This window comes from Streptomyces sp. NPDC026672, assembly GCF_040638185.1.
Taxonomy (GTDB): Bacteria; Actinomycetota; Actinomycetes; order Streptomycetales; family Streptomycetaceae; genus Streptomyces.
In genome coordinates this window covers 57,527-69,576 of sequence record NZ_JBEZXS010000002.1, presented here as the reverse complement: position 1 = coordinate 69,576, position 12,050 = coordinate 57,527, and the positions used below count along the sequence as shown (strand labels likewise).

General features: G+C 68.0%; 12 protein-coding genes and 1 CRISPR repeat array. Of the genes, 8 read left to right on the top strand and 4 right to left on the bottom strand.

Annotation, left to right across the window (positions count from 1 at the left end; translation table 11 throughout):
- Positions 1 to 33 precede the first annotated feature (33 nt).
- From AB0F77_RS02005 to AB0F77_RS01970, 8 genes are all read left to right on the top strand, one after another.
- Positions 34 to 861 carry a helix-turn-helix transcriptional regulator gene (locus AB0F77_RS02005; RefSeq protein ID WP_361939851.1) on the top strand — a complete coding sequence of 276 codons (828 nt, stop codon included), beginning with the start codon at positions 34 to 36 and terminating at the stop codon, positions 859 to 861.
- A 124-nt stretch (positions 862 to 985) separates the two neighbouring features.
- Positions 986 to 1,966, top strand: a complete 981-nt coding sequence (locus AB0F77_RS02000) for a thymidylate synthase (RefSeq protein WP_361939848.1) — start codon at positions 986 to 988, stop codon at positions 1,964 to 1,966.
- Entirely contained in the window at positions 1,963 to 3,042 is a 1,080-nt protein-coding gene (locus AB0F77_RS01995) for a nucleoside-diphosphate kinase (RefSeq protein WP_361939845.1), read from the top strand. Before AB0F77_RS02000 ends, AB0F77_RS01995 begins: the two co-directional genes overlap by 4 nt.
- A 26-nt stretch (positions 3,043 to 3,068) precedes the next feature.
- On the top strand, positions 3,069 to 4,232 hold the full coding sequence (locus AB0F77_RS01990) for a radical SAM protein (RefSeq protein ID WP_361939842.1): 1,164 nt from the start codon (positions 3,069 to 3,071) through the stop codon (positions 4,230 to 4,232).
- Positions 4,229 to 4,831: a 3'-5' exonuclease gene (locus AB0F77_RS01985; protein ID WP_361939839.1), complete on the top strand. Its 603-nt coding sequence runs from the start codon at positions 4,229 to 4,231 to the stop codon at positions 4,829 to 4,831. The genes AB0F77_RS01990 and AB0F77_RS01985 overlap by 4 nt, the downstream gene beginning before the upstream one ends.
- Complete coding sequence (locus tag AB0F77_RS01980) at positions 4,828 to 5,427, top strand: AAA family ATPase (protein ID WP_361939836.1); 600 nt, start codon at positions 4,828 to 4,830, stop codon at positions 5,425 to 5,427. Before AB0F77_RS01985 ends, AB0F77_RS01980 begins: the two co-directional genes overlap by 4 nt.
- A complete protein-coding gene (locus AB0F77_RS01975) occupies positions 5,424 to 6,203 on the top strand; it encodes an aldo/keto reductase (RefSeq protein ID WP_361939833.1) in 780 nt (259 codons plus the stop codon). The genes AB0F77_RS01980 and AB0F77_RS01975 overlap by 4 nt, the downstream gene beginning before the upstream one ends.
- Positions 6,203 to 6,712, top strand: coding sequence for a hypothetical protein (locus AB0F77_RS01970; protein WP_361939830.1), 510 nt, complete (start codon positions 6,203 to 6,205; stop codon positions 6,710 to 6,712). Before AB0F77_RS01975 ends, AB0F77_RS01970 begins: the two co-directional genes overlap by 1 nt.
- Positions 6,713 to 7,283: 571 nt before the next feature.
- Here the strand turns inward: AB0F77_RS01970 and AB0F77_RS01965 are convergent.
- The 4 genes from AB0F77_RS01965 to cas1e all read right to left on the bottom strand — a co-directional run bounded on the left by AB0F77_RS01965 (position 7,284) and on the right by cas1e (position 12,050).
- Positions 7,284 to 8,090 carry a hypothetical protein gene (locus AB0F77_RS01965; protein ID WP_361939827.1) on the bottom strand — a complete coding sequence of 269 codons (807 nt, stop codon included), beginning with the start codon at positions 8,088 to 8,090 and terminating at the stop codon, positions 7,284 to 7,286.
- A gap of 799 nt (positions 8,091 to 8,889) precedes the next feature.
- A complete protein-coding gene (locus AB0F77_RS01960; RefSeq protein WP_361939824.1) occupies positions 8,890 to 9,243 on the bottom strand; it encodes a hypothetical protein in 354 nt (117 codons plus the stop codon).
- Between the two features lie 143 nt (positions 9,244 to 9,386).
- Positions 9,387 to 10,636: a CRISPR direct-repeat array (repeat unit 29 nt; unit sequence GGGACCATCCCCGCGGGTGCGGGGAGCAG).
- 83 nt (positions 10,637 to 10,719) lie between these two features.
- On the bottom strand, positions 10,720 to 11,076 hold the full coding sequence (gene cas2e / locus AB0F77_RS01955; protein ID WP_361939821.1) for a type I-E CRISPR-associated endoribonuclease Cas2e: 357 nt from the start codon (positions 11,074 to 11,076) through the stop codon (positions 10,720 to 10,722).
- On the bottom strand, positions 11,073 to 12,050 hold the full coding sequence (gene cas1e, locus AB0F77_RS01950) for a type I-E CRISPR-associated endonuclease Cas1e (protein WP_361939818.1): 978 nt from the start codon (positions 12,048 to 12,050) through the stop codon (positions 11,073 to 11,075). The genes cas2e and cas1e overlap by 4 nt, the downstream gene beginning before the upstream one ends.

Below are 12,050 nucleotides of genomic sequence, written 5' to 3'. Positions count from 1 at the left end.
GCGGCCGCACTGACAGTGAAGAAGAGCTATTCCGTGGCCAACATCAACGTGCTCGACCCGGGGGCCTCGCCACTCGACTACTACGGTTCCGAACTTCGCCGGTTCCGGGAGAAGGCGGGCCTGTTACAGAGTCAGCTTGGTGAAATAATCCACTGCACGGGGTCACTTATCGGTCAAATCGAAACCGCCAGGAAGCTCCCCACGGCGGATTTCAGCGCACGGGCCGACGCTGCCCTGAAAACGGGCGGGGCGCTGTCCCGGCTCCTGGAACTGGTCCTGAGGAGTCAGCTTCCGAGCTGGTTTCGGGAGGTCGCGCAACTGGAAGCGCGGGCGACCGAGATCTGTATCTTCCAGATGGGCATGGTCCATGAGCTCTTGCAGACCCGGGCCTACATCCATGCGGTGCTCCGCGCGTTCGAAGAAACCAAACCTGAGGACTGGACCGCTGTGCGGCTGACCCGGCAGCGCATTCTCGAAAAAGAGAAACCGCCGATCTTATGGATGGTTCTCAGCGAGGCCGCACTGTACCAAGAGGTCGGCGACCGGGAGACCATGCGTGGACAACTCACCCACCTGGCCTCCTTCGAGCGCAATACAAGGATCAACGTCCAAGTCCTGCCGTTCTCGGCCGGAGCACACCCGGGATTTACAGGATCATTCACCGTCTTCCAATTCGCGGCCGACCCCGCCGTCGTCTATGCCGAGGGGTACGCAGGTGGGTACCCGGCGGCAGATGCGAAAACAGTTGAAACCTGTTCCCTCCGGTACGACCACCTCCGGGCCGCCGCACTATCCATCAGGGACTCGGCGGAGCTGATGCGGAAAATGGCGGAGGAACGTTTTGGAGAGCGAGCGACGTAAGTTCATTTACTGATATTTCACAGCCATTGGCCCGAAGGGCCTTCGTGCCTTCCAGGTAAACCCCCGTTCTCAGGAGAGTATCTTGCTCGCAGCACCTACTTTTCCCAGCATCAGAGACGCATACGTGGCCTTGTTGCAGCTCGCGACGGAGGAACCCGAGCACCGGATCGACGCTCGCGGCAACGCGGCCCGTGAGGTGATCGGCGTCAGTTTCCGTCTGCCTGACCCGCGTCAGCGGCTGCCCTACCTGGTCGAACGCAGGGCCAATCCGGTGTTCCAGTTCGCCGAAGCGCTCTGGTACCTCGCCGGCCGCCGCGACCTGGAGATGATCGGCTACTACGCGCCGTCCATGCGTTCCAGCAGCGCGGACGGCGTCCACCTCGGTGGATCTGCGTACGGTTACGCCCTCTTCCACCCGGCCGACGGTGGGCCATCCCCCTTCGACCTGGTCGTGGAGCTGCTGCGGAACGAGCCCGACAGCAAGCGCGGCTACCTGCCCGTGTTCTCGGCCGCCGAACTCGCCGACCGCTCCAACCCGGACGTCGCCTGCCTGGCCGGTCTGCACCTGCTGCCCCGAGATGGATGCCTGCACATGGTGTGCACCATGCGGGCGAACGATCTCGACTGCGGCCTGCTGTCCGACGTGTTCTCCTTCACGATGGTCCAGGAGTACGCGGCCATCCAACTCGGGCTGCGCCTGGGCACGTACACGCACACGATCGGCTCCGCGCACGTCAATGACCACAATGCCGACCGGGTCCGTCGTGTGCTGGGCGAGGCAGCCGGCGGCCCGGCAGTGCACTTCGCTTTCCCACCGATGCCCGAGGACACTGCCGCGGCGACCATCGAGCGCCTGCTGGTCCACGAAGAGGCGCTGCGCACCAACGAGCTGCGCTACACCGCACTGCACATCCAGAGTCGTCTCGACCTGCATCCGTACTGGCAGCAGGTCGTGATGCTGTTCGAGCTGTACCGGCAGATCCAGCACGACCAGGTTGCCGTCGTCGATCCGGCGCTCCTGCACGCCCTTGACGCGGGCCTGCGCTGGCTGATGGTCCGCAAGTGGCCGGCCTGCGCCGCGGCGGTCGACGGGGGTGTGCAGTGAGCGCGGGCAAGCCGATGGGCGGTGCCGTGGTGGACGGCGTCGACTTTGACCGGTGGGCTGTCATCCTGTGCAAGCCCGACGCCGTGGCGCGCGGGCTGACCTCGCGCATCCTGGAGATGGTCGCGTCCGCGGGCTTCACCGTCACCGACCGCATGGACGCCATCGTCCAGCCGTGGCAGGCGCACGTCGTCTACCGGGACATGCTCGCCGACACCGGCCGCCGCGACCTGCGCGACCTGCCCGCGTCCATCGACGCCGCCTACGTGGGGCAGCCCGTCACGCTGGCCCTGGCGCACGGCGAGCCGGGTATCCACGCCCGGCTGCGGCAGCTCATCGGCCACACCGATCCGGCCCGCGCGGTGGCCGGGACGATCCGCGGCGACCTGGGCGACGACAGCCTCACTGTCGCGCGGGCGGAGAACCGCCTCGTGCACAACCTGGTGCACACCTCCGACGACCCCGCCGGGGCCCGCCGCGAGTACGGCACGTGGTACGGGCCGGGCCGCCGCCTGACGGTGACCGACTTCGACCGCTGCTCGGTCGTCCTGTGCAAGCCGGACGCCGTCGCGCGGGGCCTGGCCGGCGCCGTGCTCGACCGGATAGCCGCCGCCGGCGTCCAGGTCGCCAACCGGATCGACGTCACCGTGCAGCCGTGGCAAGTTCACGTGCACTACTGGGACCTCCTGGTCGACGCCGACCACTTCCCCGACCGGGACATCCCCGCGTGCCTGGACGACACGTACGCGGGCAAGCAGGTCACCGTCGCCCTCGCGTACGGCGAGCCGGGCATCCACGGCCGGCTGCGTCAGCTCATCGGGCACTTCGACCCCACCCGCGCCGCTGCCGGCACCATCCGCGGCGACCTCGGCAACGACAGCCTCGACGCCGCTCTCGAACAGAAGCGCCTCGTACACAACCTGGTGCACACCTCCGACGACGCGGACGCGGCCCGCCGCGACTTCGGCACCTGGTACGGCGCCCGCCACCGCGTGCTGCTCACCGCCCCGTCGGTTGACGTGCCCCTCCAGACCACGCGCACCCCCGCTGACCGTCCCCAGTCCGGAGGCCCCCTGTGACTGCCCCTTCCATACCGCGCCGCCGCATGCTGCCCCTCCTGAGCCCCGAGCAGATCAGCGCGCTCAGTCCCGGCCTCGCCGACGTGATCGAGTACCGCAAGTCGGGGCTGTCGCTGAATCACGTCGTCGGCTGCCCGCTGGACTGCGGCTACTGCGTCCGGCACCTGTTCGGCAACTTCGAAATGAAGACGCCGCGGACGCTGATGAGCGACGAAGCCGCCGTCGCCCTGCTGGTCGGCCACCCGTACTTCAGGCCGCACAAGACACCCGTCCAGATCTTCAACCGAGCCACCGACCCGATGCTGCCGGTGGTCAAGCCCCACACGTTCGAGGTCCTGCGATTGCTCGACGAGCAGTGCCTGACCAACCACGTCCTCGTCATCACCCGGTGGCGGGTGAGCGCGAAGGACTGCGCCACCCTCAACTCCTTCAAGAACCTGCGCCTGACGGTCCTCGTCACCCACTCCGGCATCGACCACCCGGAGATCGAACCCGTCAACTCCACGTACGCCGCCGACAGCCTGCGCATGCTGTACGAGCACGCCGAGAACTACCGCACCGTCCTGTACTGGCGGCCCATCGTGCCCGGCCTCAACGACTCCGACGAGCACATCGAGCAGGCCCGCGAACTGTCCCTGCACGCGCACGCCACCGTCTTCACGGGCCTGTTCTTCCGCGACGAGATCAAGGCGTACTACGAGGACCACGGCATGCCAGTGCCGTACGAGGACACGGCCCGGCGGAAGATCATGCCGGAGCAGGCGGAGCAGCGCATCCTGGACGCCTTCGCCCTGCCCACGACGGCCGGTGGCGCCGCGTGGGGGACGCTGTTCCGCAAGACGAGCTGCGCAGTCGCCTACGCCTGGGGCGAGGCCGACTACAACGGCCACTACGGCGTTCGGGAACTGTGCGACATCTGCCCGTCCGAACAGATCGCGCTGTGCAAGAAGTCCTGGGTCAGGCCGCCGATGGACGCCGTCGTGCGCGAAGCCCACGCCCTGGGAGCGGTGGGCGACGTCGAGGTCAACGACCGTGCCATCGTCGTGGAGGGACTGGACGAGCCGCCCCGCTACTACCTGCAGCACGGCTTCGGCTACCAGTGCCACGACCGGAGCAAGCCCCACCACTACCGCCGGCACGGCCGGGCCCCCATCGGCTGGGAGGCGGAGAACGGACCCGACACGCCATGAACTTCGCCACCTGGCCCGCGCTGCTCGTCGTCGACGTCGAAGGCAACGGCACCAACCCGCCCGACCTCGTCGAAGTCGCCGCGCTGCCCATCCGGGACGGACGCCCCGACAAGAGCACCGCGGGCTGGTGGCTGACCCGCCCGAACCGCTCCGTCACCCCCTTCGCCACCCGGGTGCACGGGCTGACCAACGACGCCTTGGCCGACAAGCCGGCATGGGCCGAAGTCGCGGACAACGTGCACGCCTTCCTCGGCGACACCTGGATCTGCGCGCACCACGCGCACACCGACTACCGCGTACTCAGCGCGCACCTGCCCGGCTGGGAACCCGCCGGCGTCCTGGACACGCTCCGGCTGGCCAAGGACGCCTTCCCGGGCCTGGACGGCTACAGCCTCGACGCCCTGATCAAGCACGTCCAACCCGACCTGCGCGGAGCGCCCGGCGGTCGGCACCGGGCCACCTTCGACGCTTTCGCCACGGCGCAGCTCCTGATCGCCATGGCTTCCCGCTACGACACCTGGGACCAGTTGGTCGCCGCGGCCGTGCCGCCCGGCCTGCCCGGCGCCCCCGAACCAGAAAAGGACCCCACCCTGTGGTGACTTCCTCCTCCCAGCCCCTCCGGGTCGCCGTCCTCGGCACCCACTCAACGGGTAAGACGACGCTCCTGAAGCGCATAGAGATGGAACTGCGCGCCCACGGCGTCACTGTGGCGCGCACCGGCCGGCTCGGTAAGCGCGCCGCGGCGGCCGGCCTGCCCAAGATGCAGCACCACACCGCCCAGTCCACCGAGTGGATCATCGCGCAGGGCATCCTCGACGAGACCAACGCCGCCGCTCAGGGCGCCGAAGTCGTCCTCATCGACCGCGCCGCTCACGACGCCGTCGCCTACTTCGAGGCCGCGATGGCGTTCCGCGCCGAGACCCCGCCCCGGCTCGAACGCGAACGCCTGCTGGCCCTTGCCTCCACGCAACTCCCCAAGTACGACCTGCTGTTCGCGACGGTCCTCGACGAGAGCGTGCCCGTCGACACCAGCCACGACTACGACGCCGCTTTCCGGCGCCTCGTCGATGAGCGCGTGCACCGTCTCCTGGCCAACGACGTCGTCCCCCACCAGCGGGTGACCAGCGACCCCGACAGCCACACGCATGCCGTAGACGTCGCCGTCCAGCGCTGCCTGCGGGGGGAACTCGTATGATTCCCTCTCCGCCCGCCGGCCACATCACCATCGCGGGGAAGACCGTTTCCCGGCTCGGGTTCGGCACCATGCGTCTGACCGGCCCCGGCACGTGGGGTGACCCGGACGACCGCGACACCGCGCTCAGTGTGCTGCGCCAGGCCGTGCACACCCACGGCATCGGCCACCTCGACACCGCCGACGCCTACGGCCCCCACACCGTCGAACACCTCATCCGCGAAGCGCTCCACCCCTACCCCGACCATGTGCTGATCGCCACGAAGGTCGGCATGGTCCGCCCCGCCCCCGGCCAGTGGACGCCGCTCGGCAACCCCTTCTACCTACGGGCCTGCGTCGAAGCGAGCCTGCGCCGTCTGAAGGTGGAGCGGCTGGAGCTGTGCTACCTGCACCGCATCGACCCCGAGGTCTCGCGCGACGACCAGATCGCCGTGCTGCACACCCTGCAGGACGAGGGCAAAATCGGGCACATCGGCCTGTCGAAGGTCACGCCCGAGGACATCCGGTACGTGCTCAAGCACCGGCCCGTCGCCGCAGTGCAGAACGTGCTGAACACCACCGACCGCGACGACCCGGCCGTGGAGATGTGCCGCGACCTGGGCATCCCGTACGTGGCCTACCGGCCGCTGGACGCCGGCGTCCTGGCCCACGCCCACGGGCCCGCCACCCCGCTGCACTGGCTCCTCTCCCAGGGCCCTCACATCGCCCCCATCCCCAGCACCAGCCAGCCCCGGCACCTCGACGAGATCGTGTCCGCCGTGCAGAACGGCCCGACCTGATGCCCACCGCAACAGCCACCACGCCCGCGCCGCGCCATCACGCCCCCTACGAGGACTGGCGGCCACCGGTGACCGGCGTCTCGCTGCTCGTCCCGGTCGGAGCCGACCACATCACCGTCATCGACCTCCACGGCATGCTGATGCTGCCCGTAGGCAGCATGCACGACGGGCAGACATCGGAAGAAGCCGGCCACCGGGTACTCACCGACCCCTCCGGCAGGCTGCGGATCCTGCGACGCGTCGCCATCGACCGGGTGCAGACGCGGCGCCGCAAGGTGATCACCCACGTCATGGCCACAACGCCCATCACCCACGGCGCGGCGGTAGGACTGGTGTACCGGGACCCGCGGGCCACCGTACGCGTCATACCAACCCTCCAGTTGCTCGACCGGTGGCCGACCGGCAGGGCACGTCTCCTCATCAGCCTGCAGGCCCTGGCGACCGGAGAGACAGCCTGCATCGAGAGCGGGGCCGTGCAGGCCCCAATACCCCCAGTCCTCGGCGCGTAACGCCCCCAGGCGCGACTGGCCGTCATCTGCGGCGGCCCGAGCGTGGGTACATGCTGGCGGTCGAGATCCTGCTGAGCCGGTGCGCGAAGTGCCTGTACGACTGGTAGTCCATCAACAACCAGCGCGTCGAAGGGCTGTTGAGCTCATACGATCAGCCGTCGGTCCTGAAGTAGCCAACAGCTGCGTCGCTGTGACCTGCCTCGTCCGGCCGGGCAGCCGGGGGCATGTCCTGACCGTCATCGCTCTTCGCGGCACAGTGCGATCCCGCCCTCAAGATCCTCGGTCGGGGCCAGTCCCGGGAACAGGCCCGGTGTGAAGGGCAGGAGGTATGGCGATGGGGTAGTACGAAGGCGAGGCTGGACGTGCCCTTTCGTACGCCTGGGTCAGGTATCGAGAGCGTCGTCGGCCTGTTGATTGCTGTTGCGTCGCCGTCGCGGCGTTCGTTTGGGTTTCGGGATGTGACTGGGACGGGAGACGATGATCACATCGGTGATGTTGGGAAGTTTCAGGAGAGCGTTGCGGGTGGTTTCTTATTCCTGGACGGAGGAGGACTCGTCGTATATGGAGACGGTCATCTCCGGTAGAGCGAGTTTCCGGAAAGGTAGCCGATGTAGTCATCGTAGATCTCTTTCTCGAAGGTCTTGAAATCGGTGGCCTTGCGCGCGTATTTGACCTCGATGAGCAGAGCGAGCGAAGGGATGCCGAAATCGGCGCGGTAGATGCTGTGGCCGAGCCTCTGGAGGGTTTCTTCCTCGACGAGGTCGTCGAATACAGGCCGGAGCATGAGCCAGAGGATGTTTTGGATCTCGCGTTCCGAGGTGATGGGCCACTTGATGGGGTTGTCGAGGTGGTCACCGTCGTAGCGCCATTGCCGCATCGCAGCCTCGAAACGGTTCAGGAGAACGCCTGCATGGGTGCGGCTTAGCAGAGTCTCGTCGATGCTGGCGGTGACTATCTGGGCGGTGGCCTCAAGGAGTGGCGCTGCCCGAGGCGCGGTTGGCTGCCCTGTATTGGTCAGGAGGATGTAGCTGATCAGCGGGGACTGCAGTCGCCGCAGCTCGTCCTGGCCTGCGAGCGGTACGTCTTTGGCTGAGACGGTCAGCCAGTGAATACAGGCGGCTCCTACCGGATCGCGGATGCTGCGGGCGTCCACCGCAACGACGGTTGTGGTGCCGAGGATGCGCCGGGCGTGTTCCTGGAAAAGGCTCAGGAGGATGTTGGCAGGGCGCAGCTCCGGGTCTTGGAGGGCCTCGGCCAGCCATGTGCGGGCTTGCGGAATGTCATCCTGCATTGTGTTGACGGCGAGCGCGAGTCCGATGATCTGTCCGCGGTCGTTGACGAAGGTGATCCCGTCGTCCTGGAACGGGTTCTTCCGCATGAGGGCAGGCAGGCTGGCGGGCAGGTGTTTCCGGCGGCGGACTGGGAGGCGGCTGTTGAGGAGAATCCGGCGAGGCCGTAGCCGAGGACGGCCAGGCCGTGAGAGTGGGCGAAGCAGTGCTCGAACGGGTCGTATTCGTCCAGGCCGCGCCCGGGGGGCCTGCTTGTCTTGTCTCCGGCCTGGCCGAACTGGAATGTCGGGGACTGGTAGTAAGTCCCGCTCACTTTTCTACCGCTGCTCGAACCGACTGGCGTCCCGATGACCACGGACAGGTCGCCGGCCAACTGCAGGTGGCCGAGTCGATCCAAGCGGCCGGCAATGCTGGCCGCACCCTCGTAGCGGCCAAAGGCCCCGAGCAGATCGAATGTCGTCTGGTCCAGTTCCTTGAGAATCCTGAACTGTCGGCTCTGGCAAGGACACGGACCACATCGTCGAAGGTCTCCCGTCGGCTCTCTAGTCACGCCTCGCTGGCAGAGATTCGGGTCACCTCGGGGCATCACGCAGTACCAGATCGGTGCTGTCGACGTGGTCGACAGCACCGACCGCCTGCCGGGCGGCATGTTATCCATGTGCGGGTCGAGTGCTCGCGCCGCGTCCTCGCTCAGCACGTAGCGCCCGCGCACGTCGAGGCCCTGGCGGATCAACTCGTCCACCGTCATGTCGATCTCGTAGCGGGCCCTTCACCCCGACGATCACACCAGGGTGGTTCGCGGGACCGATGGTCCTGCTGTCCAGCCGGTATTCCGGATAGACGTGGAGCCTTCCGAGGGCCTCCTTACGTCGGCCGCGGACCGATGGCTCAAGCAGATCCCTGCCCGCCAGAACGAGAGACGAACACCGGTGGGCTAAGCCGACGCACCTTGTACCCCCATCCCAGTACCGACCGGAGCAACGCCTCCTGGACGAGCCGCATGGTGAGGGATCGGTAATCGCGTGTCCGGAACGTTGTAGGCGTGCCGTAGACGTTGGTGTCGGCCTGCACGGGAATGCAGGCGATGCTTGTTCGTGTCTTGGCGACCACGTGGCTGTCGCCAAGCTTGGCTCGGAGGGCACCGAGTTGCTCGGGAGACTCGAATTTGATCAGCCCACCCTTGAACTCGTCCGCCAAAAAGCGGACCGGCAGGAAGTTGAAAGCCAGCACCGGCGGATTCATTCTGCCCCCACCCCTTGCGTCCAAGCTCCATTCCCTCCCAGGCATCGGGGCGGTTACACGTCACGGCACCTTGTCACTAAGGCGGCCTTCAAGCGCAAGGCATTGAGCAGTTTCCGGTCGGTAACCAGGAGCGTCCCCATGTCGGGACCATCCCCGCTGGTGCGGGGAGGGGGAACCCACCGCCCTGCGCGCCGTGGTGTGGGCGGGACTATCCCCGCGGGTGCAGGGAGCAGTCAGCATCGAGCTCGATGGGGTCGCTGGTGCAGGGACCATCCCCGCGGGTGCGGGGAGCAGCTGACGTCCACCCACTCCTTGTTCAGCGACCGGGGACCATCCCCGCGGGTGCGGGGAGCAGAACTGGGCGCTGCGGAGTTTCTGGACGGCGCTGGGACCATCCCCGCGGGTGCGGGGGAGCAGCACCCGCCATTCCCCACAGGTTCTCAGGCCACCGGACCATCCCCGCGGGTGCGGGGAGCAGCTCGCGTACACGACCGGCGTGCAGCCGAGCCGGGGACCATCCCCGCGGGTGCGGGGAGCAGACCGCGGCGAAGACCGCGAAGTCCGGGCCGACGGGACCATCCCCGCGGGTGCGGGGAGCAGGGCCCGTGCAAGGTCGGCGACACCCGAGCCGTGGGACCATCCCCGCGGGTGCGGGGAGCAGCTCCAGGAGCTGGTGGAGGACGACGTGCAGGGGGGACCATCCCCGCGGGTGCGGGGAGCAGCGGTCGGACCGTACGGAGAAGGATCTCGACGAGGGAGCATCCCCGCGGGTGCGGGGAGCAGCCGATGGGGATGAACGCGACCTCCCAGTTGACGGGAGCATCCCCGCGGATGCGGGGAGCAGTTCTGCCGGGCGTGCGGCGCACCCATCGGCCAGGGAGCATCCCCGCGGGTGCGGGGAGCAGACGTACTACTCGGGATCGCCCGCGTGATCGGTGGGAGCATCCCCGCGGGTGCGGGGAGCAGTCGGCGGCGGCGTTCTCGCCCCACCGGCCCAAGGGAGCATCCCCGCGGGTGCGGGGAGCAGCTCGGCCGCCATGTCCGCCTCGTACGCGGCCTGGGAGCATCCCCGCGGGTGCGGGGAGCAGGCCTCACCTCCGGCCCGGAGTCAGGGGCGGCTGGGAGCATCCCCGCGGGTGCGGGGAGTAGCTGTCTTGGGAAGGTTCTTGGCTATCCCATGGGGGAGCATCCCCGCGGGTGCGGGGAGCAGGGGCGCGATCAACTCAACGAGTCGGGCGCGATGGGACCATCCCCGCGGGTGCGGGGAGCAGAGTGCCCTGCCTGTGGTGCGTGGTGGGGCCTCGGGACCATCCCCGCGGGTGCGGGGAGCAGGCCGCGGTGGCGCTGGAGGTCCGGCTGCGGCAGGGACCATCCCCGCGGGTGCGGGGAGCAGACTGTGCGACCTGGGGCTTTAGCTTCGAGGGGAGCTCGTTTCGCGAACTTTCACCGGATCCGACATTTCCGCCACCTCGCCCATTATTGGGCACGCTTACCGAAGCGGCGGCGCTTGGACGCCTTGCTCCAGCCCGGCTTCGGAGCAGCGGTGGCCGGCTGTGACTCGGGGTGAGGACGTCGGATGAGGGTCAGACCCTCATGGTCGACGGGGTGCCAGGCATGGTCATGAGTGCGGAAGGTGAAGCCCTGCTCGTTGTTGGTGGTGTGCGCGAGCAGGCAGCGACCTTGGCCTGCGTACTGGCGCACCTCGTCCCACAGGACGTCACGGATACGGGCCGAGGGGTTGCCGATGAAGACGCCGGCGGAGATCTCCAGGAGCCAGCGGGTGAGGAAGCCTCGCAGACCGGGCGGGCAGTTGGTCAGCACGATGACGGTCACCAGATCACCTCGTCGATGTCCGGGGCGTCACCTTCGGCGTAGTTGCGGCCGGCCGGGACCTGGCGTCCACCATCGCTCTGGAGAACAACCCGGTCCGTATCCGGATCCGCGACCGTACTCGCAGCCGCGGATTCCGGGAGCAGCAAAGCCTTGATGTCGCCGACACAACGGTCCAGCAACGACGTCTGGTTGATCCGGTCCCGGAGAGCTCGGCGGGTACGAGTGCCGACGTCCTGGTCGTCCTCGGCAGCGACGTCGAAGGCTATGGGAATGCCGATCTCGGTCTTGTACAGGTCGGCGATGTCGAGAACGAAGGACAGCTCGTGCCCGGAGTGGACGAAGCCCAACGCCGGGATGCAGGCGAGCGAAGCCACGACAGCATGGGCGATGCCGTACATGCACTGTGCGGCCGCGGTGACCGCCTGGTTGACAGCATCCCCGTCGGTGAAGTCGCCGGGGGTGTAACGGCGTCCACGCCAGGTGACACCGGTGCGGGCGGCGTGCTCGCGGTAGCAGTCCTTCACCCGACGGCCCTCGCGACCGAGGAGTTCCTGGCGGGTGAGTCCGCTCGGATCTTCATCAGGGAAGCGCAACCGGTACATGGCGCGCGCGACGGCAAGTCGCGTACGGGGATTGGCCCACTTGGCGGCCTGAGCCTCGGCGAGCGCGGCGGAGCGGCTCAGGGCACGGCCGCCGGCGTAGTAGCGCACACCGTGCTCACCGACCCAGAGGACGGCCGCCCCCGTCTCACCGAGGAGGCTCATCGCCTGGTGGGTGATACGGGTACCGGGGCCAAGGAGGAGCGTGCCGACGGTCGCGGACGGAATGTGGGTCGTGCCGTCCGCGTCCTCGGCGGTGATGGCGTTGGCGTCCCGGTGGATCAGGCACCGTTCCAGATAGACGAAGGACAGGCGTTCGCCGGTGCGGGTGAGCTGTCTGGGGGTGAGCATGGGGCGTCGGCCGACAGTGGTCAC